Origin of the sequence: Arenibacter sp. P308M17 (genome assembly GCF_003426735.1) — a bacterium.
In the GTDB taxonomy this organism is placed as follows: Bacteria; Bacteroidota; Bacteroidia; order Flavobacteriales; family Flavobacteriaceae; genus Arenibacter.
Genome location: NZ_QVON01000004.1, coordinates 421,005 through 446,968 on the forward strand (window position 1 = coordinate 421,005; position 25,964 = coordinate 446,968).

At 40.7% G+C, this 25,964-nt stretch carries 22 protein-coding genes and 1 tRNA gene; 10 read left to right on the forward strand and 13 right to left on the reverse strand.

Annotation, left to right across the window (positions count from 1 at the left end):
* The first annotated feature begins 73 nt into the window (after nt 1-73).
* Entirely contained in the window at nt 74-928 is an 855-nt protein-coding gene (locus tag D0S24_RS12565) for a glycosyltransferase family 2 protein (RefSeq protein ID WP_117020193.1), read from the forward strand.
* An 87-nt stretch (nt 929-1,015) separates the two neighbouring features.
* Here D0S24_RS12565 and pafA read toward each other — a convergent pair whose 3' ends face one another.
* Nucleotides 1,016-2,719 (reverse strand): alkaline phosphatase PafA, encoded by a 1,704-nt coding sequence (gene pafA, locus D0S24_RS12570; protein ID WP_220377757.1) that lies wholly within the window; start codon nt 2,717-2,719, stop codon nt 1,016-1,018.
* A gap of 114 nt (nt 2,720-2,833) precedes the next feature.
* Between pafA and D0S24_RS12575 the strand changes: the two genes are divergently transcribed.
* Together D0S24_RS12575 and D0S24_RS12580 are read left to right on the forward strand one after the other, a co-directional pair.
* Nucleotides 2,834-3,571, forward strand: a complete 738-nt coding sequence (locus tag D0S24_RS12575; RefSeq protein WP_117020194.1) for an ABC transporter permease — start codon at nt 2,834-2,836, stop codon at nt 3,569-3,571.
* Nucleotides 3,571-4,338 (forward strand): ABC transporter ATP-binding protein, encoded by a 768-nt coding sequence (locus D0S24_RS12580; protein WP_117020195.1) that lies wholly within the window; start codon nt 3,571-3,573, stop codon nt 4,336-4,338. Before D0S24_RS12575 ends, D0S24_RS12580 begins: the two co-directional genes overlap by 1 nt.
* Here D0S24_RS12580 and D0S24_RS12585 read toward each other — a convergent pair.
* From D0S24_RS12585 to D0S24_RS12595, 3 genes are read right to left on the reverse strand one after another with little or no spacing between them, the layout of a single operon-like run.
* A complete protein-coding gene (locus D0S24_RS12585; RefSeq protein ID WP_117020196.1) occupies nt 4,335-5,795 on the reverse strand; it encodes a DUF389 domain-containing protein in 1,461 nt (486 codons plus the stop codon). The two genes, D0S24_RS12580 and D0S24_RS12585, sit on opposite strands and share 4 nt — an antisense overlap.
* Before the next feature lie 2 nt (nt 5,796-5,797).
* A complete protein-coding gene (locus D0S24_RS12590) occupies nt 5,798-6,877 on the reverse strand; it encodes a mannose-1-phosphate guanylyltransferase (RefSeq protein WP_117020262.1) in 1,080 nt (359 codons plus the stop codon).
* An 11-nt stretch (nt 6,878-6,888) separates the two neighbouring features.
* Complete coding sequence (locus tag D0S24_RS12595) at nt 6,889-7,491, reverse strand: SprT-like domain-containing protein (protein ID WP_117020197.1); 603 nt, start codon at nt 7,489-7,491, stop codon at nt 6,889-6,891.
* A gap of 420 nt (nt 7,492-7,911) precedes the next feature.
* Between D0S24_RS12595 and D0S24_RS12600 the strand changes: the two genes are divergently transcribed.
* Nucleotides 7,912-8,955 carry an AI-2E family transporter gene (locus tag D0S24_RS12600; protein WP_117020198.1) on the forward strand — a complete coding sequence of 348 codons (1,044 nt, stop codon included), beginning with the start codon at nt 7,912-7,914 and terminating at the stop codon, nt 8,953-8,955.
* 14 nt (nt 8,956-8,969) lie between these two features.
* On the opposite strand, the gene D0S24_RS12605 is transcribed toward D0S24_RS12600, so the two are convergent.
* The 7 genes from D0S24_RS12605 to porV all read right to left on the reverse strand — a co-directional run bounded on the left by D0S24_RS12605 (nt 8,970) and on the right by porV (nt 16,378).
* Nucleotides 8,970-9,614 carry an HAD family phosphatase gene (locus D0S24_RS12605; protein WP_117020199.1) on the reverse strand — a complete coding sequence of 215 codons (645 nt, stop codon included), beginning with the start codon at nt 9,612-9,614 and terminating at the stop codon, nt 8,970-8,972.
* Between the two features lie 14 nt (nt 9,615-9,628).
* Nucleotides 9,629-10,309, reverse strand: coding sequence for an SDR family oxidoreductase (locus D0S24_RS12610; RefSeq protein WP_117020200.1), 681 nt, complete (start codon nt 10,307-10,309; stop codon nt 9,629-9,631).
* Nucleotides 10,309-11,337, reverse strand: a complete 1,029-nt coding sequence (locus D0S24_RS12615; RefSeq protein WP_117020201.1) for a M28 family peptidase — start codon at nt 11,335-11,337, stop codon at nt 10,309-10,311. Before D0S24_RS12615 ends, D0S24_RS12610 begins: the two co-directional genes overlap by 1 nt.
* Nucleotides 11,338-11,628: 291 nt before the next feature.
* Nucleotides 11,629-13,287, reverse strand: coding sequence for a pyruvate dehydrogenase complex dihydrolipoamide acetyltransferase (locus D0S24_RS12620; RefSeq protein WP_117020202.1), 1,659 nt, complete (start codon nt 13,285-13,287; stop codon nt 11,629-11,631).
* Nucleotides 13,288-13,291: 4 nt separating this feature from the next.
* Nucleotides 13,292-14,290, reverse strand: a complete 999-nt coding sequence (pdhA, locus tag D0S24_RS12625) for a pyruvate dehydrogenase (acetyl-transferring) E1 component subunit alpha (protein WP_117020203.1) — start codon at nt 14,288-14,290, stop codon at nt 13,292-13,294.
* 361 nt (nt 14,291-14,651) lie between these two features.
* On the reverse strand, nt 14,652-15,137 hold the full coding sequence (cdd, locus tag D0S24_RS12630; protein WP_117020204.1) for a cytidine deaminase: 486 nt from the start codon (nt 15,135-15,137) through the stop codon (nt 14,652-14,654).
* A gap of 95 nt (nt 15,138-15,232) precedes the next feature.
* Nucleotides 15,233-16,378, reverse strand: coding sequence for a type IX secretion system outer membrane channel protein PorV (gene porV, locus D0S24_RS12635; protein WP_117020205.1), 1,146 nt, complete (start codon nt 16,376-16,378; stop codon nt 15,233-15,235).
* A gap of 429 nt (nt 16,379-16,807) precedes the next feature.
* Between porV and gldJ the strand changes: the two genes are divergently transcribed.
* Together gldJ and murF are read left to right on the forward strand one after the other, a co-directional pair.
* Nucleotides 16,808-18,463 (forward strand): gliding motility lipoprotein GldJ, encoded by a 1,656-nt coding sequence (gene gldJ / locus D0S24_RS12640; RefSeq protein ID WP_117020206.1) that lies wholly within the window; start codon nt 16,808-16,810, stop codon nt 18,461-18,463.
* A gap of 61 nt (nt 18,464-18,524) precedes the next feature.
* Nucleotides 18,525-19,799: a UDP-N-acetylmuramoyl-tripeptide--D-alanyl-D-alanine ligase gene (gene murF, locus D0S24_RS12645; protein ID WP_117020207.1), complete on the forward strand. Its 1,275-nt coding sequence runs from the start codon at nt 18,525-18,527 to the stop codon at nt 19,797-19,799.
* 7 nt (nt 19,800-19,806) lie between these two features.
* Here murF and D0S24_RS12650 read toward each other — a convergent pair.
* Together D0S24_RS12650 and D0S24_RS12655 are read right to left on the reverse strand one after the other, a co-directional pair.
* A tRNA-Val gene (locus D0S24_RS12650) sits at nt 19,807-19,881 on the reverse strand.
* Nucleotides 19,882-20,099: 218 nt separating this feature from the next.
* Nucleotides 20,100-21,569: an arylsulfatase gene (locus tag D0S24_RS12655; protein ID WP_220377758.1), complete on the reverse strand. Its 1,470-nt coding sequence runs from the start codon at nt 21,567-21,569 to the stop codon at nt 20,100-20,102.
* A 684-nt stretch (nt 21,570-22,253) separates the two neighbouring features.
* On the opposite strand from D0S24_RS12655, the gene D0S24_RS21110 reads away from it, so the two are divergent.
* The 4 genes from D0S24_RS21110 to D0S24_RS12670 all read left to right on the forward strand — a co-directional run bounded on the left by D0S24_RS21110 (nt 22,254) and on the right by D0S24_RS12670 (nt 25,957).
* Nucleotides 22,254-22,421, forward strand: a complete 168-nt coding sequence (locus D0S24_RS21110; RefSeq protein WP_181938081.1) for a hypothetical protein — start codon at nt 22,254-22,256, stop codon at nt 22,419-22,421.
* Nucleotides 22,422-22,909: 488 nt separating this feature from the next.
* Nucleotides 22,910-24,112, forward strand: coding sequence for a Gfo/Idh/MocA family protein (locus D0S24_RS12660; RefSeq protein WP_117020208.1), 1,203 nt, complete (start codon nt 22,910-22,912; stop codon nt 24,110-24,112).
* A 177-nt stretch (nt 24,113-24,289) separates the two neighbouring features.
* Nucleotides 24,290-25,075 (forward strand): SDR family NAD(P)-dependent oxidoreductase, encoded by a 786-nt coding sequence (locus D0S24_RS12665; RefSeq protein WP_117020209.1) that lies wholly within the window; start codon nt 24,290-24,292, stop codon nt 25,073-25,075.
* Nucleotides 25,076-25,162: 87 nt separating this feature from the next.
* Complete coding sequence (locus D0S24_RS12670) at nt 25,163-25,957, forward strand: sugar isomerase domain-containing protein (protein ID WP_117020210.1); 795 nt, start codon at nt 25,163-25,165, stop codon at nt 25,955-25,957.
* Nucleotides 25,958-25,964 lie beyond the last annotated feature (7 nt).

Genomic DNA, 25,964 nt, shown 5'->3' on the forward strand with positions numbered 1-25,964 from the left:
AAATCTTTGCAGTTAAATAACATCCGGCAGAAAGCCGCCCCGTCCGACCATAAATACAAATAAATTTTCAAAGTTGAACTACTATATTATCATTCCTGCACATAACGAAGGCCAATTCTTAACGGATGCCCTGCAATCTTTGGTTATGCAAACCATGCCCCCAAAAAAAGTGGTGGTGGTAAATGATAATTCATCGGATAATACCGAGCAGATAATAGATAGCTTCACTGCCAAATATAAATACATCAAAAAAATCAATGTAAAATCGTCCACTGCCCATATGCCCGGCAGTAAGGTTATCAATGCCTTTAACAAAGGCTTGGAACAATTGGATGACAACTATGACTTTATAGTGAAGTTGGATGCCGATATAATTCTTCCCAATTTCTATTTTGAAAAAGTGGCCAAGATATTTACAACCGATGCCAAAATTGGGATAGCAGGTGGATTTGCTTATGAACAGGACAAAAACGGGGAATGGAAATTAAATCACCCTATGGACAAAGACCATCTGCGAGGGGCCTTTAAAGCTTACCGGAAAAAATGTTTTAAGGCAATTGGCGGACTCAAAACAGCCATGGGATGGGATACCGTGGACGAACTACTTGCCCAATATTACGGTTTCAATATCCATACCGATAGCCACTTAAAGGTGAAGCACTTACGGCCTTTGGGAAATGCCTATAACCAAAAAGCCAAATTACTTCAGGGAAAGGCCATGTTTACCATGAGGTATGGCTTTCCAATTACCCTTATCGCTTCCATAAAGATGGCTTTGAAACAAAAAAAACCGAGGGCATTTATAGATAATCTTCATGGATATTTTTCGGCCAGAAAAGAAAAAACAGCTTATTTGGTAAGCCCGATGGAGGGTAAATTTATTCGCCAGCTGAGATGGAAAAAAATGAAGGACAAAATCTTTCACTAAACTACTCCTAAGCAATGAAACTACATACCTTCCGGCAAAGGCAGGCCTGCCTTTGCCAGCCTTTTACTATTACACAACCTTGTTATATTACTCCAATACCTCCGCTATAGGATCTCCAGTAGTTCCTGAAGGGGCGTTCATTCCCATTAGGGCAGCTATGGTTGGAGCTATGTCCGGAATTACGGTCCTGTTTACCGTACTCCCCTTCTTAATGCCCTTGCCATAAAACAATAAGGGTGCATGCGTATCGTAATTCCATGGCGAACCATGTGTAGAACCGGTATCTCCGTAATTTCCGCTTCCCGGATCGAACACCATCAACACATCCCCTGAACGTTTTTGGCTATATCCGTTCTGAACGATATATGGAATTCCACTGGTATATTGATTCTGCCACATTTGATTGGCCGTAAACACCTTATAAATGCCATCATATTGAATCAGTTCCAAAGCCAACTCCTCTTCAACATCTTCTATTTCCAAATCCAAACTCTTGATTACCTTATAATCCAAAAACAATTGATTATTGGAGGTTTTCTTTACAATATCCGTAGTTCCATAGGTATACTTCAAATATTCTGCAAGTCGATCGTCCAATTCCTTAGACCCCACTACACTACCTGGAAGTTTAATATCCCTTAAATAAGCCGGAACATTGATAGCTGCATGATCTGCAGTTAGAAAAACTGTATATTCCCCAGTTCCCACTTTCTTATCCAAGGTTTCAAAAAGTCGTTTCAAATCTTGGTCCAAACGCAGGTAGGTATCCTCTACCTCCTTGGAATTCACCCCCCATTTATGTCCCACATAATCGGTACTTGAGAAACTTATTGCCAGGAAGTCCGTAAAACTATCCGTTCCGAGCGACTCCTTATCCACAGCCTCCAAAGCAAAATCTGTAGTTAGACTATTACCGTAGGGAGTACTTTTTAGGATACTATATTTGCCATTATTGTCCCATAGGCCAACCAAATCATGAGGAAAGGTTGGAGTTGACTGGCCATCAAAGAGTCCTTCATAATTATTGTTATCGGTACCACTTTCTATATAAGTATTTATGTCCTTAAGGGTATTCCAAGGTTTTTTGTATTTATCCACACTCTTTTGTCCATTAAATTCAATGACCCATTGGGGCAATGCATCCATATAATAAGAGCTGGTTATCCAATTGCCTTCGGCTCCCCCGTCAAACCAATAGGCAGCATTGGCGGCATGGCCTCCGGGCAAAACGGCACCTCTATCTTTAATGGCAACAGCGATTACTTTGCCGCGCATTTGCGTATGCAGCCTAACTTGGTCCGTTATCGTAGTGGACTGTACCCTGTGCGGGGACATTTTTCCGGCATCGGAAGACGTTCCAACCGAATTATAACCAGGATCCCCAGCGCAATACACACTTTCACCTGTGTATTTATCATACCAATCATTGCCGATTATACCGTGTACGGATGGGGTGGTCCCTGTATACACGGAGGCATGTCCGGCACCGGTAACCGTTGGCGCATAATTAAAATGATTGTTTTTACAATTAAACCCATCGTTCACCAAACGCTTAAATCCACCATCGCCATATTGGTCCCAAAAACGGGTCAGATAATCATACCGCATTTGATCTACCACAATCCCGACCACTAGTTTAGGGGTGGTTACAATATGCTCACCAATTACCATCTCGGTACTTGATTTGTCCCCAAGCTTATCTTTTTTGGATTTTCGCTGCGCATTAGTCTTAATCGGATTAAATCCTACCAACAGCATCAAAAACAATAGCAGCACACTCTTATTTTGCATTCTTTTTATTTTAACAAAACAAAAATATAGAAATAAAACCTTTAAATCTTAATTGGAAGTTAAATGATTCTTAATATTGTTATTTTTACATTCCTAAGCAATATTTTATATTGAATGAGTTACATAGCATCAATAGGCAGTTATTTTATAATGATCAAGGAGGTTTTTAAAAAACCCACCAAATGGTCCATTATGAAAACCCTTATATTAAAGGAAATAGACGAACTGGTCTATGGTTCCATGGGAATCATTATTTTCATTTCCTTTTTTATAGGGGGTGTAGTTGCCATACAGACCGCCCTGAACATTACCAATCCACTGATCCCCAGAAATCTTATTGGGTTTGCCACCAGGCAATCCGTAATACTTGAATTTGCCCCTACCTTCACCTCTATAATCATGGCCGGTAAAGTGGGTTCCTATATCACGTCCAGCATTGGCACCATGAGGGTAACTGAACAGATTGATGCCTTGGAGATCATGGGAGTAAATTCTTTGAACTATCTGGTTTTTCCGAAAATAGTAGCGATGTTGTTATACCCCTTTGTGATTGCGATAGCTATGTATGTAGGTATTTTTGGAGGATGGACAGCCGGTGTTTTTGGAGGGTTCAGTTCCAGTGCAGACTTCGTGGAGGGCTTGCAATTGGACTTTATTCCCTTTCACGTTACCTATTCCTTTATAAAATCGATAGTGTTTGCATTGATTATTGCCACAATACCCTCATTTCACGGATTCTACATGAAGGGAGGGGCATTGGAAGTTGGAAAGGCCAGCACCACCGCATTTGTTTGGACAAGTGTTGTGATCATCATTGTGAATTATATCTTAACACAATTACTACTGGGCTAATGATAGAAGTGGACAACATACATAAATCCTTTGGGGAGAGCCATGTTTTAAAAGGCATTAGTTCCAATTTTGAAAAGGGCAAGACCAACCTTATAATAGGACAGAGCGGTTCCGGAAAAACGGTATTCTTAAAATGTCTTTTGGGTCTCTTTGCACCGGATGAAGGTACTATTAGCTATAATGGAAAAATCTATTCCGAACTATCGGCAAGTGAACAACGCGACTTAAGACAGGAAATGGGAATGGTATTCCAGGGCAGCGCCCTGTTCGATTCCATGACCGTGCAGGGCAACGTTATGTTTCCCTTGGACATGTTCACCAAACAATCGAAGTCGGAAATGCAGGATAGGGTAGATTTTGTACTAAAACGTGTAAACCTGGTGGATGCCCATAATAAATTTCCATCGGAAATTTCAGGAGGAATGCAAAAGCGGGTTGCCATTGCCAGAGCTATTGTAATGAAACCGAAATACTTGTTTTGTGACGAACCCAATTCGGGGCTGGATCCAAAAACAGCTATCCTTATAGACAACCTTATCCATGAAATTACCAAAGAATACGATATTACAACGGTAATCAATACACATGACATGAATTCCGTAATGGAAATTGGCGAGAAGATAATTTTCCTTAAAAATGGCCTCAAGGAATGGGAAGGTAGCAATAAGGAAATTTTTAAAACGGAAAACGAAGCCGTAACCGATTTTGTCTATTCCTCGGAATTATTTAAAAAGGTGCGGCAAATGTATATAGAGGAACGCAATTAAGGCTGTTCTTCCCTCACCTGAATCTTGGCGTTTTTTAATCTTAGGCGCAACCAATCCGTAAGTTTTTGGGAATCGGTTTTTATTTGCTGGGCAGGTAATCCCTTTTTCCATTGCACATTGAACACTGGAACGGTGTCCAATTTATTAAAATCCGTTGTTATGGTATAGGAAAACCCCAGACTGGTCAAATTCTCATAATTGGTCTTGGCTTCCGCGCTAATTTCCTGAAAAGGAATCTGCAGTTCAACAATCTTGCTCATTTTTCCAACCTCCTCCTTTAAAACCTGGATCTGCTGTTCCTTGCTCAACAATTCCGCCTTTTTGGATTCATAGAGTTCACTGACATACCTCATTTGATCCAATTCTTCGTTTTTGGATCCCTGTACTATTTTTAGTTCTACATTTTTAAGCTTGGAAAAGGAATTCTTTTGCGTATTCCATGTAGCCACAACATTGTCCGGTATGGGTTCGTTCCCCATAAACACCAATTCAATAAAACCATTCTCCCCATGATTGTATTGTATATCCGTCAAATTGTCCAAATACCGGCCCTCTCCCGGTAGTTCATAGGGCACAATATTATTGACCACAAATTGCTTGGCCTCCTTTTTAAACAAGGACTCCTGAAACACATCATAAAAAGTAAATCCGGCAGGAATCATGACCAGAATAGCTACAATGGATGCCATTCGGGCAATAAACCTTCTTCGTTGCGAATTGGCATAGCGCACCATTGGAAAACGCAATAATTTTATAACCAAAAACGTAGCCAGCGCAATAAAGATAGTATTTATGGTAAAGAGGTACATGGCACCGGTGGCATAGCTAAAATTACCTATGGCCAGGCCAAAACCAACCGTACATAAGGGAGGCATCAAGGCAGTTGCAATGGCCACCCCATAAATAACACTGGCAATGGTCCCTCTCTTGGCACGGGCAATCACTAATGCCAATCCTCCAAAAAAGGCAATAAGAACATCCCTAATATCCGGTGCGGTCCTTGCCAGCAGCTCGGATGATTCATCCCTTAAGGGGAACAGATAAAAGAATAAAAAAGCCGTAACAACACTTAAGGCCACCATAACGGCAAAATTCTTGAGCGATCGCCTCAAGGTATCTATATCATTGATTGCCAATGAAAGTCCAATACCCAAAATAGGCCCCATTAAAGGCGAAATTAACATGGCACCTATGACAACCGCCGTAGAATTGGCATTAAGACCAACCGATGCAATAAAAATAGAGCATATTAAAATCCAGGAAGTATGGCCCTTAAAGGGAATATCCGCAACAATGGATTCTATAGTAGCTTGCTGATCTGTATTCTGACGTATATCCAACAAATCGGCCAAAAACACCTTTACACCACCTAAAAGGCCCTTGAAATCCCTTTTTATTCCCTGTCCGTTACCTTCCGGGACTTCCTGATCCTGGTCCTTATTTAAATTTTTCTCCATAATTAAGCCAGTTGATCCCCAAATTTATCCTTAATTTTTGCAAGTACCTTTTTAATATCCTGTTCCTTGGATTTGGGATATATGAGCAAAACCTCCTCCTTGTCTACTACAATATAGTCTTTTAATCCATCTATAACGATAATTTTACCTTTTGGGGAACGAATCATATTTCCTTGGGAATCCTCTGCTAAAACCTGACAGTTCACCAAGGCGTTTTCATTATCGTCCTTTTCCAATTTATCGTACAAAGAACCCCAGGTTCCAAGATCGTTCCAATCAAAAGTGGCAGGCAGCACATAAATATTACTGGACGGCTCCAAAATAGCATAGTCAATGGAAACATTTTCCGCCTTTGGGTAATTTTCATTTATGAATGCCCCTTCCTGAACGGTATTATAGTATTCCGATCCACTAAGAAATAGATTATATTGTTCTGGGCGATATTTTTTAAAAGCATCTACAATGGTTTTTACACTCCACATAAAGATCCCGGCGTTCCACAAAAAATTCCCTTGTTTTATGAAATCCTTGGCAGTCGCATAATCAGGTTTCTCCCTAAACTGCCGAACATTCTTTAGGCGTTCCCCCCCTTTCTTTTCAAATTCTATATATCCGAAGCCCGTATTGGGAAAAGTAGGTTTTATTCCCAAGGTACAGAGAACACTTTCCTTTTCGCACTTATCAAAACAGCTTATAACATCCTTGGCAAAGGCATCCTCATCCTCTATCCAATGATCACTGGGGGCAACAATCATAAGGGCATCAGGATTCTTTTTTTGTATTTTTAAGGCCGCATACAAAATACATGGAGCGGTATTGCGCATGGCCGGTTCCAAGACTACTTGTTCTTGTTTTACCTCCGGCAATTGTTCCAGGACCAGTTCGTTATATCTTTCATTGGTCAAGATCAAAATATTTTGGACCGGTATAAACTTCATCAATCTCTTAAAAGTCTTCTGTATCAAGGTATCCCCTGTACCCAACATATCATGAAACTGCTTGGGAAAGGCAGTGGTGCTGATTGGCCAAAATCTGGACCCCACTCCACCTGCCATTATAACGGCATAATAATTTTTATTCATAGAATTGTCCATTAATCATTTATTAATTCCACTTCGGCATTGGGCTGGAAAAGATAGACCCTTCCGGTAGCTATTTCCACACATTCATATCGCTTTACCCTTTTATTCCTTTTCTGAAACAATTTACCATTATATATCCTGAAAACACTGCCATGAGCCAATTCAAAAATATAGGATTTTTCACTTTCCTGTACATCAAATTGTTTTAGGGCCAAGGATAGGCCGGCGTCCGTATCACTACTGGCCTTTGGATTTCTAAAATGTCTGGCCAAAATAGGTAAAAGATTGGATGGAAAAACCTCCGGCCTTAAAAATGGCAACATCAAATATTGAAACGTTCTTTTCCATTCGGGTCCGTGTGGCTTTATTCTATGTCCATATTTTTCAAAAGCAACCAAATGTGCTATTTCATGGACCAAAGTAATCAGGAATCGATATTTGTTCAAGGTTGCGTTCACTGTAATCTGATGGGATCCGTTGGGCATCCTCCTATAATCTCCATGACGGGTAACCCGTTGATTAACAATCTTAAGGTGTACTCCGTTTTCCTTAATAAGTGCCATACTTAAACTTACCGCCCTTTCAGGAAGATACTTTTCCAAAGTGTCCTGCATAGTGACAAAATTAGAAATTTTAAGATTCCTTTTTCCCTTATGAAGCAATTTTATCGAAATAACCTTTAGAGACTCCTTTGGTTTTTATCTATGCGCCGGCTGGCTCCTTCGTTAAAAATGTCTACCAGACATTTTCTTTACGCTCGGCCCTGTCTTTTCCCTCTATACATCAGCTATTTTTCGGTCCGTAGCTATGGCTATGAACCTCAAAATACCTTCGTCTGACAAAAACCTGCCTGCCGGCAGGCAGGAATACACTATAACATATTCCAAAAACAAAATTTGGACAGTCTCTTAGGCCAACAGAAAATAATGTTTGCGCAAGAATATTTACATTTTTATTAACGATTAAAGTCAATTTCTTTCCACTAACTTTGCTTTCCCTGCGTACATAGTAAAAAATAAATAATTACTATAATTATGAACGAGTTAAGAACCACCAATAAGTTATTGCTTATTATAGTAGTCCCCTTAGTATTCTACCTGCTCAAACTGCTGTCCTTTATCTTTATTCCTCTTATTTTCTCTATGTTCATAGCCTTATTGTTCCTTCCTATTATGCGTTGGCTCAATAAAAAGAAAGTGTCCAAACCTATAAGTATTGTTATTGTTATTCTCATTTTCATTGGCGCATTAAAAATTGGTGGAGAACTTATACAGCTTACCAGTAAGGAAATACTTTCCGCGGACAACGCCTTTTTCCAAAAAGCGGAGACCAAATTGGAAGCCCTATTATTGGGTATGGAAGATTATCTTGGAATACCCTATTCCAAGGAGGAAAACATTATTAACAATTTTATTCCCAAAGAAAGTATGATGAAGAACTTTGGGACTACCTTGGATTTTATCGGCAATACCGTTACCATGATATTAATGACCGTATTTTTTGTTGTGCTATGGTTGGCAGAATCCATAAACGTTCAAAAATTGATGAACAATACCATTCTAAAACAAAGGCATACCTCGGTTAAAACTTTTGTAAAGGTTGAAAAAGATCTTATTACATTTATAAAGGTCAAATTTCTGGTAAGTCTATTTACAGGAATCGGAATAGGACTGGCCTGTGTCTTTTTTGATGTAAGCTTTCCTATTTTCTGGGGATTGTTCGCCTTTGCCATAAATTTTGTCCAAATGGTCGGCTCCATTATTTCCGTAGTGTTATTGGCGCTATTTGCATTTGTAGAATTGGAACCATCTAGCACGCTCTTGTTCTTTGTCCTGTCCATTACCGGGGTACAGGTTTTGTTCGGATCGATATTGGAACCAGTATTCATGGGAAAATCTTTTTCCATTAACATTATAACCGTATTGGTCATGTTGATGCTATGGGGATATATCTGGGGAGTACCAGGATTGATCATGGCCATACCGATTACGGTTTTTATCAAGATAATTTTGGAACAGTTCCCCCAAACCAAAATAATAGCCGATCTCCTTTCTGGCAATAAACCGGCAAAGACATAAAAACAAAAAAATATCTAATATAATTTCAGCAAGGAAATGAGTTCTTCCATTTGCCCAAAGGTCTTGGTAACTTCCTTTTCAAAATCGGGTTCCTCGTTTAACTGCGTATAACCATATACATCAAATCCACCGGAAGTGGCCGCCTTTGCCCCCTTTAAAGAATCTTCTATGACCAAGCATTCGTTTGGGGAATAACCCATGGTTTTTGAGGCATGCAGGTAAATTGCCGGATCTGGCTTCCATTTTCCAATATCATAGCAACTAAAGATATTATTTTTAAAAAAGGAGGACAGACCGGCCGTTGCCAAATTCCTTTTAATTTTTTCCTGTGGCCCACTGGATGCGACACAAAATGGGACTGTCAATTTACTCAAGACCTGTTCAATACCGTCTACCGGTTTCAGATGGTTCGAAAATATTTCGTAGGACCTTCTTCGATATTCCTTTTCAAATTCCAAAGGCAATCGCTTTTGAATTATGGCCTCTACCTGTCTAATACTATCGTATAAAAAACCCCCTTTAAAATGTTTCATGGCATAGGATATATCGATTCCGGCACCATGTTCATTGGCCATATCCACAAAAACCTGATTGCCCAATACCTCACTATCTACCAATACCCCGTCACAATCGAAAATAACACAGTTGTAATCTTTCATGGCCCCTATTAAAATTAAGGTGTTGAGTTGGACACCTGTAGTAATTTTCCATTGTAAAGTTTATGGCCAGTAATTGCAAAATCCTTGATATATGCAGCCATTTCCAATGCAGTGGTGGGTGCCTTATAGCCAGGAAAGGCTTCCTCCAACATTTCGGTCTGTACGGCTCCGAGGGCCAATACATTGAATGACGGACCCGATTCCTTAAATTCCTCGGCCCACAACTCCGTCATGGTTATCACAGCCCCCTTACTGGAACTATAGGCCGATAATCCGGCAAATTTCATACTCCCCTGAACCCCTCCCATAGAACTAATGGTTACCACATGACCAGTTTTGGGCATTAAGGGAATTATTCTTTTAGTGATATTGGCCACTCCAAAAACATTCACTTTATAAACCTCTTCAAAGGCTTCCATGGAAGTTTCCAAAAAAGGTCTGTGCAATAATTTACCCGCATTGTTTATAAGAACATCGACCTGTTTCCAGTGATTCCCAATAAACTCGTCCAAATGGCCGTAATGGGCTTCATTGGCCAAATCAAATGAAAAACTGGATATATTTTTATGGTTCAATGCAGCAATTGGGGCATTATTTCTGGAAAGTGCCAACACTTTATGTCCGTCATCGGCAAATAGCCGTGCCATTTCAAAACCAATTCCCCTACTACTTCCCGTAATTACTATATTCGCCATTATTTATATACTATCTCCCGCTCTGGGGCATTAATAATATCCTGCAAAACCGGAGCGGTCTTATTTACCAATAAGGCCAAATGTTCAAAATCCATTATGGCAACCTCATCGCCAACCTTATGGTAGTGATCAAAGTTGGTAAAATCGAAGGTGCAAAAGGTTTGGGAAGGTACCCCGAACTCCAAATGAAACGGATAATTATCCGATCTCTTAAATAGATTGTATTCCTTTGCCGTTGGAAGAAATCCAACCAATTTGTCCTGGGCATAAGAATTGCATACATCTGCCAAATTAGATTCCTCATAGCCCGTAACATACATAAAATAATCCTTCCCGATCAAGGGAACTCCAACCATTTCAAAATTTAACATGGCATAGAGATCCAGATTTTGATCCTTTAGCCTTTTGGCCAGGTGTTTCGACCCCAAGAGGCCCTTTTCCTCTGCACTGAACAGGGCAAAGATAATGCTGCGTTTATTGTTTCCATACCTGCCAAAATAACGGGCAAACTCCAAAACAGCGGTAGTGCCGGAGGCATTATCATTGGCTCCATTGGCAATAGTATCACCGGACACAGGCCCTGCAGTGCCTATATGGTCATAATGGGCACCAATGATAACGAATTCGTGTTTTAATTGTGCGTCCGTACCCTCAATAAAGCCCACTAAATTGTATGCCGGTTTTTCAAAATTGGTCAATGTATCCCTATAACTTTTAAAGTAGGGCACCACTTTATTGTTATTAAAAATCGTTTCTATATATTCGGCGGCCATTTCTATTCCTTCGCTCCCGGTTTCTCGTCCATGAAGTTTATCGGAAGCCAAATATGAAATTACTTCCCCCACTGTTTTTCTGGTGGAAAAGAGGGAAACTTCGGAAGAAACTTCCATTTTTCCCGGAGCTAGGGCGGCATCCTTGACAATTGCCCCGGAACCATCGGCACTTTTTGCCGGACCTACCTCATCAATTTTAGTGCCAGCGCAACCTAAGGCAATGGATATTAGGGCAAAACCAATAATGTTTTTCATCTGTTCATTTTTATTGTTATAAATAGGTCAAATGCGATTCGCCATTGAACATATCGCCCTGATAATTATCGGGAAGTATCAACGATTTGTTATGGCTCATTTCATAAATTGTTTTTTTATTTGTCATTTAAGCGAATTGAATTTTATATATCCATTCTGTATTTAAAGTAAATATGACCAAGTAACCACTAATGCATTATATATCCCCTTCAAGAACCGGATAGGGTTTAAAGTTAAAAAAGCATCCTGAAAATCAGGATGCTTTTTCTATAAATCTTAAGCGTATTCAATTTAGGCCAACATGGTAACCGGATTCTCCAAATAGGCCCTAAGCGTTTGTAAAAATTGGGCTCCAGTTGCTCCATCCACAGTACGGTGATCACAGGCCAAAGTTACCTTCATAGTGTTGCCCACCACGATCTGCCCATTTTTAACCACTGGCTTTTCAACTATGGCCCCTACGGACAATATTGCCGAATTGGGCTGGTTGATGATGGAAGTAAACTCGGAAATTCCGAACATTCCCAGATTGGAAACGGTAAAGGTACTACCCTCCATTTCCGCCGGGCTTATTTTCTTATTTCTTGCCTTCCCGGCCAAATCCTTCACCGAAGCCCCTATTTGGGTCAATGTCATTTGATCCGCAAATTTCAATACAGGAACCAAAAGGCCCTCATCTACGGCTACGGCCACTCCAATATGGACATGATGGTTGTATCTGGTAGTCTCATTGTTCCATGTGGTATTTACCTGCGGATGCTTTTTTAAAGCCATTGCACAAGCTTTTACCACCATATCGTTAAAGGATACCTTGGTATCCGGCAAGCCATTGATCTGCTCTCTTGACACCTTGGCATAATCCATATCGACCTCTATGGTTAAATAGTAATGCGGTGCTGAAAATTTTGATTCCCCCAAACGCTTGGCAATAACCTTGCGCATTTGGGAATTTTTCACCTCCTCGGTCCCCTCCTGTCCTACAGGTAAATTAATTGGAGCGGTAACAGCAGCTTGTGGGGAGGCTTTTTCCTGGGCAGGAACTGCTTTCTCAGCAGCTTTCTGTTTTGGCTGATATTCCTCGATATCTTTCTTTATAATCCTTCCTTGATCACCGCTACCCTTAACATCCCCAAGATTTATTCCCTTATCCTGGGCTATTTTTTTGGCCAATGGCGATGCAAAAATCCGTTGACCGTCATTTGCGGTGACAGATATTACTTCCTGATCCTTGTTGGAGGGGGTTTCGGCCTTTTTGGCTTTTTCTGGAGCCCTTTCTTCATCAGAGGAGGAACCCGATCCCGCATTCAATACGGCATCAACATCCGTTCCTTTGGGTCCTATAACGGCAAGAACCGAATCTACAGCCGCCGTTTCCCCTTCATTGATACCTACGTACAATAAGGTCCCCGAGTAAAAGGATTCGAACTCCATGGTGGCCTTATCGGTCTCAATTTCTGCAAGAATGTCCCCTTCTTCCACTTCGTCCCCCACTTTTTTCAACCAGCTTGCCACGGTACCTTCTTCCATAGTATCGCTAAGGCGGGGCATCTTTATTATCTCTACCCCATCAGGGATTGTAGCCCCTGTAGCTTTTGGTGCTTCCTTCTTATCTTCCGATTCCTTATTCTCTTCCTTCTTGTCTACGGCTTCTGTTTGTTTTTCTTCCTTGGCTTCTGAAGACGGACTGTTGATCAATCCGGATACATCCTCCCCTTTCTCGCCAATTATGGCCAAAAGCGAATCCACTGGAGCTGTATCCCCTTCCTTGATACCTATATATAACAAAGTTCCTTCATTGAAAGATTCGAATTCCATGGTAGCCTTATCGGTTTCGATTTCCGCCAAAATATCGCCCTCTTCAACTTTATCGCCTACTTGCTTTAGCCACTTAGCAACGGTCCCCTCTTCCATGGTATCGCTAAGTCTTGGCATATTTATTACTTCTGCCATTTACTTATATTTTATGTTTTACAAATGGGTAGTCCTCTTGATCGTATACCATATCATATAATTGGTTTATAGGTGGATAATCCGATTCTTCCGCAAATTTTTCACATTCCGAAACCAACTTTTTAACCCGGGTATCTATCTCCTTTATCTGAGCATCGCTAGCATATTTGTTTTCCTTGATCGTAGCCAATACTTGGGTTATAGGATCTATCTTCTTGTACTCTTCCACCTCTTCTTTGGTCCTATAATGCTGGGCATCGGACATGGAGTGCCCTCTGTACCTATACGTCTTCATTTCCAAAAAGGTAGGACCGCCTCCCGATCTGGCACGTTCAATGGCCTTGCTCATTTCTTTGGCAACGGTTACGGGATCCATCCCATCTACCGGCCCACAGGGCATTTCATATCCCAATCCCAGTTTCCAAATTTCTGTTGAATGCGAAGTTCTTGCTACCGAAGTTCCCATGGCATACCCATTGTTCTCGCATACAAAGACGACCGGTAATTGCCAAAGCATTGCCAAGTTAAAACTTTCATGGAGCGATCCTTGTCTTACCGCCCCATCTCCCATATAACAAAGGGTAACGGCATCCCTTTTAAAGTACTTATCGGCAAAGGCCAATCCGGCACCCAATGGGATCTGGCCACCAACTATACCATGGCCACCATAAAAACGATGTTCTTTGGAAAAAATATGCATAGATCCCCCCATGCCTTTGGAGGTTCCCGTAACCTTACCGTACAGTTCCGCCATAACCTTTCTGGGGTCAACTCCCATACCTATTGGCTGAACGTGATTCCTATACGCAGTTATCATTCTATCCTTGGTGAGGTCCATTGCATGCAATGCCCCTGCAAGAACAGCTTCCTGACCATTGTAAAGATGTAAAAATCCACGAACTTTTTGTTGAATATAGACGGCAGCCAGTTTATCTTCAAACTTTCTCCAGAATAACATGTCCTCATACCATTTTAGGTAGACCTCTTTGGTTATTTTTTCCATTAATTGATAATTTATGTAGTAATTCGCTTTGCTCGGAAACAAGTTCAATGCAAAAACGGAAAACAAAAATACATATATAAATCAATAGGAAAAAAAATTAAATCAAAAGCTTCCCATAAAGCGATGGTATAAAACAAAATAGGGAACAGTTAAGGAATTGGTCAGAACTTAAAATAAAACTACCAAACAATCAAATTACATACCTGCCCACCGAAAAAGACAGGCCTGTCTGGCCAACAAAGACAGGGGTTTTGGAAAGGAATGGAATTCCTTGGCATTAACCGATAGACAATTTAGCAGTGCACAGTGAAATACACTTTTTTTGCCGACTGTAAACTGCTACTGCCTACTTCTTCTTGCACTAACCCAGGAAGGTACCATTAAAGGCCAAGGGAAGAATGTCCGAAACGGAAGTACATTTTAAAATCTCTCCCGTTTCCCCGGACATGATTATTGCAATAGGCCTCGATTGCCTTATTTCATATTCCGAAATGGATTGCCTACAATTACCACAAGGGGCGGCAGGCCTATCCACCACAAAATTTTTGGAGGTGGCACTGATGGCAATGGTTTTGATACCAATACCGGGAAATTTTGCGGAAGCGTAAAATAAGGCCACTCTTTCTGCGCACAGACCAGAAGGATAGGAGGCATTTTCTTGATTATTGCCAATTATAATTTCATCGTTATCCAATAATACCGCGGCCCCAACCTTAAATTTTGAATAAGGGGAATAGGCATTGTTCCTGGCCTTCACTGCTGCATGCATTAAAACTTGGTCCTCCTTTTCCAGTTCATGCATGGATTCATAGACTATTAGATCAAACACGACCCTACGTAGTTTCATAAATAATTGATGTTAAACAATTTATCAAAAATAAACAAAACCTGCCTTAGGCAGGTTTTGTATTTGGATTATATATTTTGCACTCTAGTTATACGCTAGTCGTTCAAAAATTCTTCTCCCAAATTGAATGTTAGTGAAAACCTAAGCGTATTTTCCAAAGGGTTCCTCACTTGGGAAGTGGAAAACAAATAAGACAGATCTACCTGTGCCGATTTAAACCTAAACCCGGCACCCAAGGTGAAAAATTTTCTCGCTCCCTTTAAATCGCTCTCATTAAAATATCCAGTTCTCAACATAAATGCATCTTGATAGGTATATTCCGCACCAAGTGCCCATGTAAATTCTTTCAACTCTTCAGCAAAGCCATCGGGTGCATCGCCAAACGATTTAAAAACCCCTTCAAAAAAAGTGGTCTGCTGATATTCATCGTTATCCGTGCCATCAATAACGCCGTCATCATTATAATCCTGAGGGGTGGGCACCAACAGCTTATTAAACTCGGAAGTAAGCCCCAGTACATTATCCTGGTCCAATATAAAATCAAAACCCAGGCCCGCTTTCAGATTGGTCGGAAGAAAATTCTCTTGTCCGGCATCGTCATACTTTAACTTGCCTCCCAAATTGGAAATATTGAAACCGGCCCTCCAACGGCCATCAAAATTATTGTAGGCAATTTCTCGGGAGCGATAGAACCCCGAAACATCTACTGAAAAAGTACTCGCGGCCTTGGAATCCTCGCTGCCATTATCGGGCAATTTAAGATTGGAACTAATAAATCTACCTGCCACCGCCATAGAAAAAGTTTCACTCAATTTTAGGGAGTAGGAACCGTCAAAAGCCAGTTCGTTAGGCTTTGCCAATCTTGCCTGGTCCCCTGCAAATTGCCTAAGTTCTATTTCCCCCAAGGTAAAGTACCTGATACTTAAGGCAAAGGCACTTCTGTCGTTGATCTTCTTGTGAAAATTTGCGCTCAACAGCGCAATATCGGTAATGATACTTTCCAAATAAGGCGTATAACTAAGTCCAATCCCCATTTCTCTTTCGGCGAAGGCAAATTTTGCCGGATTCCACTGTTGGGAGAAAGCGTCGGTAGATGTGGCCACCCCCATATCCCCCATACCCGATGCCCTGGCATCTGCAGCAATCGTCAAAAAAGGCACAGCGGTCGTAATCACCCTATCCTGTTGCGCCGTAACTTTACCCATAATAACGAACAGAAATAATATTGAAATTTTTTTCATCTCTAATGGTCTATAAAATATTTGTCGTAAAACTCTTAAATTTAAATGAATTATTAAGATAATTTTAGTTCATATACATTTATTAACGACCATTTTAAAAATATCTTGTGTAAACAATACAATAAACAGGATAATTTTACCCATTTAGAGATAAAAATATGATTAGCATTTTAAATATGTTTAGCACAAATAATTAGTTGATATTTTGCAAAGAATTATCAATTATCCATACTATATTAAATTTTAAGTCGTTATTCATGTTAAGCGATGCTATTTGCGGGTTAATTAAATGATCAATTTTTTTTCGTTTAACAAAATATTATGCCTTAATCATCGTTCTAAATGCCGAAAGCGACGCAAAATATTAATAAAATATGAATCTCAAACTCTTTTAACAAGCAGTTTGTCTTTTGAACTCAAGTCCTAATTATGAAAAAACAATTCATCAAAGTTGTACTCTCTTGCGCTATTGTAGCTGGTGGTTTTTCAAGCTGTAAAAACTCATCATCCTCAAAAAATGTTTCAAGGGCTACGGGCTGGAATATTAACGCCAAGGAAGGTGGATTTCAGTACAATTCAGACTTTAAAGAGCAGGAAACTGCACCGGGTTTAGTGTTTGTGGAAGGTGGAACCTTTACAAAAGGCCAAGTGCAGGATGATGTGATGCACGAATGGAACAACACCCCTACTTCACAGCACGTGCAGTCTTTTTATATGGACGAGACCGAAGTCACCAATGTGATGTATTTGGAATATTTGGACTACCTGAAGAGCGTATATCCTCCAGAAGACCCCAAATATGTACATATTTACACCGGGGCCCTACCGGATACATTGGTTTGGAGAAACCGATTGGGATTCAACGAAACCATGACCAATAACTACCTACGCCACCCGGCTTATGCAGAATACCCCGTGGTTGGTGTAAATTGGATCCAGGCCACCCAATTTGCAGAATGGAGGACAGACCGTGTAAATGAGGTAATGTTGGAAAGGGAAGGCTATCTTTCCGAAGATGCCAAATACAAAGTAATTAATGGTGAGGCAGAAGGTGGTTTTAGCACAGAGGCCTATTTAAATAGACCGGAATCCGTATATAACGGCCAGATAGACTCCTTACAGGGGAAAATGAAAAAAGATTCGGTTTCCGTATTTGCCAAAAGAAGTTCCGGGATTATATTACCGGAGTACAGATTGCCTACGGAGACGGAATGGGAATACGCTGCACAGGCACAGATTGGAAGCAGGGAATATAACAACTACAGAGGTAGAAAGAAATATCCTTGGGAAGGGGATTATACCAGAAATGGACAAAGAGTGGGCAGAGGGGATCAATTGGCCAATTTTAAACAAGGTAAAGGGGATTATGGCGGAATTGCAGGTTGGTCGGATGACGGGGCGGATATTACGGCAGAAGTTAAATCTTACAAGCCCAATGACTTTGGATTGTACGATATGGCAGGAAACGTGGCCGAATGGGTTGCGGATGTTTATAGACCTATAGTAGATGACGAAGTAAGCGACTTCAACTATTTCCGGGGAAATGTTTATATGAAAACGGCCATTGGAAAAGACGGAAAAGTAAATGTAATACGCGACTCCATTGTGTACGACACCTTGCCCAACGGCAAAGTTGTTGCGGTAAATTTACCGGGAGAGATAAAAATGGTACCCATTGATGAGGAAGAAACCTTTTTGAGAACCAACTTCTCATCCAGTGACAACCGTGGGTATAGGGACGGCGAACCTGGATCTACCCGATTTTATGATCAGTTCAGTGATGAAGACGAAGACGGAAAAGACCAAAAAAGAATGTACGATGCCCCTGTAAGCAAGGTACAAGTAGACTCTACCGGTAATATTATTAGAGCTTACGACAAATCCAATAACAGAACTTCATTGATCAATGATGAGGTGAGGGTCTTCAAAGGAGGTTCATGGAGAGATAGGGCTTACTGGTTGGATCCGGCCCAAAGAAGATATCTACCACAATATATGTCCACGGATTATATAGGATTTAGATGCGCCATGTCCAGGGTTGGCTCCAAATCCAAAACTAAAAACAAAACGCCTAGAAGCAAATAAGTCTAGAAAATAAATATGAAAAAGCCCTTTTTAAAAAGGGCTTTTTTTATACCTTAGATTTATGACATTAGAACAATTGCACCAACTCTTTTTAGAGTTTCCCCAAGTTTGCACGGACACGAGGAAAATAAGTCCAAACTGCCTATTTTTTGCCTTAAAGGGCGACAATTTTAATGGTAATTCCTATGCCGCCCAAGCTTTGGATAAGGGTGCTTCATATGCCGTTGTTGATGAAGATGAATTTGCCGGAAGCCATAAGACCATACTTGTTAAAAATGTACTTACTACGCTTCAAAACCTAGCCCAATTTCATCGGAATTATTGCAAAGCAAAGGTTATTGGCCTTACCGGGAGTAATGGAAAAACCACAACAAAAGAACTTATTACCGCGGTTCTATCAAGAAAATACAAAACTATCGCCACCAAGGGAAATTTAAACAATCATATAGGCGTCCCATTAACACTACTTTCCATTGCCCCGGACACGGAAATGGCCATTGTAGAAATGGGGGCCAACCATCTTAAGGAAATAGAATTCCTATGTGAGCTGGCCAGGCCGGATTATGGGTACATCACCAATTTTGGAAAGGCACATTTGGAGGGTTTTGGAAGTGAGGAAGGAGTAATAAAAGGTAAAAGTGAGCTTTACGACTTTTTGACAGGCCATGATAAATCCATTTTTTTTAATGCGGACGATCCTATCCAAAAAAAAAAATTGGCCTCGGTCATCAAAAAATATGGGTTTAGCCAAAACAATAATGAGTTCTTTAAAATAGAACTTATTGGTTCTGACCCGTTTGTTAAAATTGCTGTAGATGATATCCATATTACCACCCAATTGGTAGGCAGCTATAATTTCACCAACTGCTGCGCCGCAATATTGATCGGTAAATTCTTTAATGTTGCGCTAAGCGAAATAAAAAAAGGGATTGAAAATTACATCCCCCAAAATAACCGTTCCCAAATAATAGACAAAAATGGGCATCATATAATTCTGGATGCCTATAATGCCAACCCCACAAGTATGAAGGCCGCCTTGGAAAACTTTCATGAATTAAAGGCCGATTACAAGGTTGCATTCTTGGGGGATATGTTCGAATTGGGAAAAATGGCTGAAAAAGAACATCAGGAAATTGCCAATTTGGCCACCAATATGAATATGGATCAGGTGTTCCTTATTGGAGAGAATTTTTTCCGAACAAAAGATACCTATAACAAATTCAGGTCCTTTGACCATCTTAAGGAAACCCTTAACAACGATACTATAAAAAACGCCACTATCCTGATAAAAGGATCTAGGGGAATGGCCTTGGAAAGAATACTCGATTTATTATAAGCTTCTGTGGGACATACTGGATTCGAACCAGTGACCTCTGCCCTGTCAAGGCAGCGCTCTAAACCAACTGAGCTAATACCCCAATTATCTGTAACAACAGAAAAATAGTCCGCCAAAATTACACCAATTTTAAGAGTTTAAAACAAGCTAGGGGATTTTTTTTTCAAGAGACCAATTTTATTTGGACCCAAAATTGATTTCAAAACTGTGGAAACTATAGCGATCTACATGGGCAGGGGAATATTTAGATTAAATCAACCTCCTATCAAATGGAACGAATCCGTTACCTGCTCCCTTTCCTTATTTAGATTTCCCAAATACAAACACTTCCGAAGGTGTCCTGGCCTTTTCCAAAATGCTCTCCATTTCGGCCACCACCTTTGGAAAATAGGTTGCCACATTATTCTCCTCACCAATGTCCTTGGACAAATCATATAGTTCTATCCGGGCATCGGGATTCTCTAGAACATTGTATTTTACAGCCTTCCAGTCTCCCATTCTAACTGCTTGCCTCCCCCCTTTTTCATGAAATTCCCAATACAGATATTCGTGTTCTTTCTGTACAACGGACTCCCCTAACAGGGTGGGCAAGAACGAAATTCCGTCCAAATCAGGAGTTTTCTTTGCCTCGGCTATTTCGGCCAAGGTTGGAAAGACATCCCAAAAAGCCGAAACATGGGCCGTAACGGTTCCAGGTTTGATCTTGTTGGGCCATTTAACCAACATGGGGACACGTACCCCCCCTTCGTAAAGATCCCTTTTATAACCTTTTAGCAAACCATTGCTATTAAAGTAATCGGGATCTGCCCCGCCCTCTAAATGTGGGCCATTATCCGAAGTAAAAATTATAATGGTATTGTCCGCTATTCCCAAATCCTTGACCTTTTCCAAAATTTCCCCTACTTGCCGGTCCAAGATACCCACCATGGCCGCAAATGCCGCATGACTTTCTGTTTGGGAGCCATATCCCCCAATTTTATACCTTGGGCCGTTGTCTATACCCTTGAACACTTTTTCCGGTACATACTTTCCCCTAACCCTTTTCATTTCCTCCTCTGGGGCCACCAATTCCGCATGGGGAATTATGGACGGCACATAGGCAAAAAATGGCCTGTCCTTATTCTCCTCAATAAACGCTAAGGTCCTCTCATGAATAAGACTAGGGGCATATACCCCTTTTTTCTTGCCCGAATTCTCCGGTAGCACAATAGAATCTTGGTTGGACCATAAATGATAGGGATAATAATTATGTCCCATAGTCTGGCAATTGTACCCATAAAATGTATCAAATCCTTGGTTGTTGGGGTCACCTTCCGATCCAGGATATCCCAATCCCCATTTTCCAAAAGCACCGGTGCTATATCCCGCCTTCTTTAAGACTTCCGCTATGGTCAGGGTACTATCGGGAATAGGGAATTGACCTTCTGGTTTAATTCCATAATTTCCCCTAACCACCGTATGTCCCGTATGCATCCCGGTCATAAGTGATGATCTGGAGGGGGCACAAACAGTACTGCCAGAGTAATGCTGGGTAAAGAGAATCCCCTCCGCAGCCAACCTGTCTATATTGGGAGTCTTAAACTTTTTTTGTCCGTAAATACTTAGATCCCCATACCCCAGATCATCGGCTAGGATATAAATTATATTTGGTGGGCCACCTGTTTTTGATACCTCCCCTGAAACCAAATTGGATGGTTTCTTTTCCATTTTACAGGAAGTAAGCCCAAATACCATTACAAAAAACAACCCATAAACAACTCTAAAAACCATAACCCCGTCCATTTATTTCAAACTTACGAAGAATTATAAAAAGTTATGGGCGGAAAGTCTCGAAATCAATTTTAAGTACCTATACCTTACATTTATATAGAATAGTGCTTATTAATTTTATTCCCTAAAAATCTGCTCAATTGTTGCCCTCCCGATAGGGGCTGTCGGTAAGGGGATTTTTTCTGTAAACCTGTTCCCTGATCCCTCCGTCCCGCCCATATACCTTTATTCCATATCCAAAGGCACTAACCTAATTCCTCCTTCCGCCATCGCGGACTAAAGCAACCTTATTAAGACGATTTTTGTCATGTACTAAAAGAATAGCAATATAAGGAAAGCATCATATCCACAATACATGGGCAATCCATATAACTTGATAAGTTGTTCCATTAACATACAGTTGGAAGGACAGCAATACCTTCGAAACTGTCCATATTATTAATACCGATTGTGCAGAAAACCAAACCATCCATACATTTCCAATTTAACCTATTGGATTTACTCCCTATCTTCATTAAAAATTAAAATGATAGCCTTGGATTAAACCAACTTTTAAACCACATAGGATGTCTTTTTTGTATTGAGATGGTTCATTTTAGAAGAATTGCATAATCTATTAAAAAATGGTATATCATATAGTTCCCCCTTGTTTCAACATTTATATAACACCCTAAATCATTTATCATGTCACAGATCATAAGCATTATACTAGTATTGAATCTTTGTTTTGCAGGAGGCACCATTTTTGTGATCCTTCATGGGATGTATATGTCAAAAAAAACACGTTCCCTGGATATGGACTCCTTTCCCGATTTGGAAAAAGGAAAAATTGGTGATACCACAAAAAATTAATTGTAGCATAGGCAAACAAACACCCCAAGCCATTTTATTTACATAAAACTTCCGGGGCAAAGAATAGCTTTTCTGGAATTAAAATACAGTCTATTTCCATTTTGCCCATTCAATTTCCCATTTTTCTTTAAGCGCCCATGTGGATCCATTTGGAATTCAGGGAATTATCACATCCTTCAAATTTTACCGAACCTTGCCTAATTTCAAGGCATGGCTTATCAGAAACCAAAATGTTATGCCCAATACGTTTGGTCCATCATACTAAATAGTACAAATTTTTAAAAAATTCAATTTCAAGCCATTCTACCCAATCTATATTGTTCCCAAAACTTGTACGTACAAGTAAAATTCTTATATTTACTAAATCGCTTTTTTAAATGACCTCTTATGTTTTCTTCCAGATATGATATTTGGTTGTACGAAAAACAACCGTTTGAAAGGTATACCGGAAGTTGCAGAACAGCTAAATTGAAATAAAATACACGGATATGAAAATAGCCATGCTGGGCTCTGGTTTTATTGCCCGATTTTATGCCGAATCACTGCATTCCCAAAGACGAAAGGATTATTTGGCAATGGTCTATTCGCGCAATGAAGAAAACGCCAAACGCTTTGCAAACGATTATAATTTGCCACATTACACGACTTCTATGGAAGAAGCTATAGCGCATTCAGACGTTGAAGTAGTGCTCATATCCCTACCCAACAACTTACACGAGGCAGCTGTTCGTGAATGTGCAAAATACAAAAAGCATGTAATCTGTACCAAGCCTCTGGGCCGAACGGCCAAAGAAGCAAAATCCATGCTGGATATGGTGGAAGAAGCAGGAATTTTTGGTGGTTACCTTGAAGACCTGTGCTACACGCCAAAATTTCTCAAATCTCTGGCAAGCATTAGGCGCGGAGAAATTGGCAGGGTACTCTGGACAAAATCAAGGGAAGCCCACCCTGGCCCGCACAGCGATTGGTTTTGGGATAAGGAAAAATCTGGAGGTGGCGCCATCATTGATCTGGGATGCCACTGCGTTGAAATTGGCCGTAATTTTATTGGTAAAAATATAAAACCTATAGAAGTGATGTGTTGGGCCGATACTCAGGTACATCCCATAGAAGCAGAAGATCATGCCATAGGACTGGTAAAATACGCCAATGGGGCCATAGGACAGTTCGAGGTAAGTTGGACCTTTAGGGGAGGAATGGACCTGCGTGATGAGGTGATGGGTACCGAAGGCACTATTTGGATCAATAGCTTTTTGCGCACAGGATTCGAAATGTTCACAACAGGAAAGGGAGGCGAAGGCTATGTGGCCGAAAAGGCAGAGTCCAACACTGGCTGGTTATTTCCCGTTGGTGATGAGGCCCACGAACTGGGATATCCACATATGTTCACCGATATGTTTACGGCCATAGAAGAAAATAGGCAACCACTTGAGACATTTTATGACGGATATGTGGTCAATGCCATTTTGGACGCCGCCTATAAGTCGGCCAAAAGTAAATTGTGGGAGCCCGTTATTTTGGAAGATTGGCGAGGTGACGAGCCCTTTCAACATCAAAAAATTTGGGATTCCTATGACGAGGACCACTTTATCATAAAAAAAGAAGTACTCCCCAACGGGGACAATAAAATAATATTAAAACATAAAAAAACCGGTACGGTAACGCAAAAAGTAACCCATGCCGAAAAATAAGGTCCATTCCTTGTAAACTGATGAAAAAGACCCAAGTGAAAGCAAAATAGCTACATTAACATCCATGTCGCTATTTTGTTAAATTACGGACCATTTAAAAGAATTATGTTCAAGGATAAGGAAGGTCTGTGTGCCCCACAAAAAGGCAACTCTTCTTGGCTATCATAAAAAAATACTATGGATTTCAAAAACAGTACCTATATAATTATGGGCGGGACCACGGGAATGGGCCTTGCCGCTGCCATTGCTTTAAAGAAGAATGGAGCCAATGTTACGGTAGTAGGGAGAAATCTGGATAATTGCGAAAAAGCAAAGGAAATACTAGGTAATGGAAGCCTTTCCATGGAAGGAGATGCTACCGATCCAAAAACCATCAAAACGGCAATCAAGGTGACGCATAAAGCTTTTGGGTCTATCACTGGATTATTTCATGTTGCAGGAGGGAGTGGCCGAAAATGGGGAGATGGTCCCTTGAATAAAATAAGTTTGGACGGATGGAACAGGACCATGGAGCTAAACCTAACCTCTTTAATGCTGTCCAACCAGGCCATTATCAACTACTTTTTGAAATATAAAAAATCGGGCACCATTTTGAATATGGGATCCGTATTGGGCTACTCCCCCTCGCCAAAATATTTCACCACTCATGCCTATGCCGCAGCCAAATCGGCAGTAATCGGGTTTTCCAAGTCCATCGCGGCATATTATGCCGAGAACAATATCAGAATAAATGTCATTGCCCCCAGTCTCTTTATTACTCCTATGGCCCACAGGGCTTTAAATGACGAAAGGATATTGGATTTCCTTAAAACCAAACAACCTCTGGACGGAGGGCGACCTGGCCTTTCCGAAGATATCAACAATGCCGTACTTATGTTTCTACACCCCGACTCAAAGTTTATTACTGGACAAGTTTTGGCAGTTGACGGAGGTTGGAGCATTAGTGAAGGCCAATATTCATAAGCCCATAGAAATGGAATGGTACTGGGCATATGCGGGGCCAAAAGCAAATTAAGATCTGCCTAAAACCATAATAAATAAAAAAATATAATGAACGTTACAAAAGAATATCTGGCCAAGGGAAACAAAATTATCACCGTAATCGGGGAACAGGAAATAAAAATAAAAGAAGTGGCGCAAATTTTCGCCCGATCCATTTTAAACGGACGCATGGTCCATCTTTTTGGATCTGGACATAGCCGAATGATGGTAGAGGAAATGTGGCCAAGATACGGATCCTTCCCCGGCTTTAACCCTATTGTGGAACTTTCATTGTCCTTTCATAATTTGGTGGTCGGTGCCAACGGGCAGCGCCAAGCCATGTTCCTGGAAAATGTATCCGGATTGGCGGCAAGGATTCTTCGGAATTTTGACACTGATCCTTTGGACTCGGCATTGGTAATCTCTTCCAGTGGTTGCAATGTTGTTCCTATTGAAATGGCGGAAGAATTTCAAAAAAGAAATATAAAAGTGGTTGCCTTAGTAAGCAAGCTTCACTTGGAAGGAAGTACCTCTAAAAAATCGGACGGTACAAAACTAACCGATTTTGCCGATATCGTATTGGATACCGGAGCCCCTTTGGGCGATGCCATGATATATCTAGATGGCCTGGATTCTCCTGTGGCCCCCGGCTCTACATTAGGCGGGGTCCTCCTAGTTAATTGTATTAAGGCGGAAGTGGCCAAAATCTTGCACGAGAAAGGAAAATCACCAAAAGTATTGAGCAGTGGCAAAATTGTTGGAGAACAACGGGCAGTAGACCTTTTCGAATCGGCCTATGATGAACATGCACACTTAATGGCAAAATTATATCAAAATGTGGGAAATAATTCAGGTGAAAATTAATGGCACG

Excerpts from the sequence above, each read along its gene's own strand:
- pafA (WP_220377757.1), bottom strand. The coding sequence starts at position 2,719 with ATGCAAAATAAGAGTGTGCTGCTATTGTTTTTGATGCTGTTGGTAGGA.
- D0S24_RS12575 (WP_117020194.1), top strand. The coding sequence starts at position 2,834 with ATGAGTTACATAGCATCAATAGGCAGTTATTTTATAATGATCAAGGAG.
- D0S24_RS12580 (WP_117020195.1), top strand. The coding sequence starts at position 3,571 with ATGATAGAAGTGGACAACATACATAAATCCTTTGGGGAGAGCCATGTT.
- D0S24_RS12585 (WP_117020196.1), bottom strand. The coding sequence starts at position 5,795 with ATGGAGAAAAATTTAAATAAGGACCAGGATCAGGAAGTCCCGGAAGGT.
- D0S24_RS12590 (WP_117020262.1), bottom strand. The coding sequence starts at position 6,877 with ATGAATAAAAATTATTATGCCGTTATAATGGCAGGTGGAGTGGGGTCC.
- D0S24_RS12595 (WP_117020197.1), bottom strand. The coding sequence starts at position 7,491 with ATGCAGGACACTTTGGAAAAGTATCTTCCTGAAAGGGCGGTAAGTTTA.
- D0S24_RS12600 (WP_117020198.1), top strand. The coding sequence starts at position 7,912 with ATGAACGAGTTAAGAACCACCAATAAGTTATTGCTTATTATAGTAGTC.
- D0S24_RS12605 (WP_117020199.1), bottom strand. The coding sequence starts at position 9,614 with ATGAAAGATTACAACTGTGTTATTTTCGATTGTGACGGGGTATTGGTA.
- D0S24_RS12610 (WP_117020200.1), bottom strand. The coding sequence starts at position 10,309 with ATGGCGAATATAGTAATTACGGGAAGTAGTAGGGGAATTGGTTTTGAA.
- D0S24_RS12615 (WP_117020201.1), bottom strand. The coding sequence starts at position 11,337 with ATGAAAAACATTATTGGTTTTGCCCTAATATCCATTGCCTTAGGTTGC.
- D0S24_RS12620 (WP_117020202.1), bottom strand. The coding sequence starts at position 13,287 with ATGGCAGAAGTAATAAATATGCCAAGACTTAGCGATACCATGGAAGAG.
- pdhA (WP_117020203.1), bottom strand. The coding sequence starts at position 14,290 with ATGGAAAAAATAACCAAAGAGGTCTACCTAAAATGGTATGAGGACATG.
- cdd (WP_117020204.1), bottom strand. The coding sequence starts at position 15,137 with ATGAAACTACGTAGGGTCGTGTTTGATCTAATAGTCTATGAATCCATG.
- porV (WP_117020205.1), bottom strand. The coding sequence starts at position 16,378 with ATGAAAAAAATTTCAATATTATTTCTGTTCGTTATTATGGGTAAAGTT.
- gldJ (WP_117020206.1), top strand. The coding sequence starts at position 16,808 with ATGAAAAAACAATTCATCAAAGTTGTACTCTCTTGCGCTATTGTAGCT.
- murF (WP_117020207.1), top strand. The coding sequence starts at position 18,525 with ATGACATTAGAACAATTGCACCAACTCTTTTTAGAGTTTCCCCAAGTT.
- D0S24_RS12655 (WP_220377758.1), bottom strand. The coding sequence starts at position 21,569 with ATGGTTTTTAGAGTTGTTTATGGGTTGTTTTTTGTAATGGTATTTGGG.
- D0S24_RS21110 (WP_181938081.1), top strand. The coding sequence starts at position 22,254 with ATGTCACAGATCATAAGCATTATACTAGTATTGAATCTTTGTTTTGCA.
- D0S24_RS12660 (WP_117020208.1), top strand. The coding sequence starts at position 22,910 with ATGAAAATAGCCATGCTGGGCTCTGGTTTTATTGCCCGATTTTATGCC.
- D0S24_RS12665 (WP_117020209.1), top strand. The coding sequence starts at position 24,290 with ATGGATTTCAAAAACAGTACCTATATAATTATGGGCGGGACCACGGGA.
- D0S24_RS12670 (WP_117020210.1), top strand. The coding sequence starts at position 25,163 with ATGAACGTTACAAAAGAATATCTGGCCAAGGGAAACAAAATTATCACC.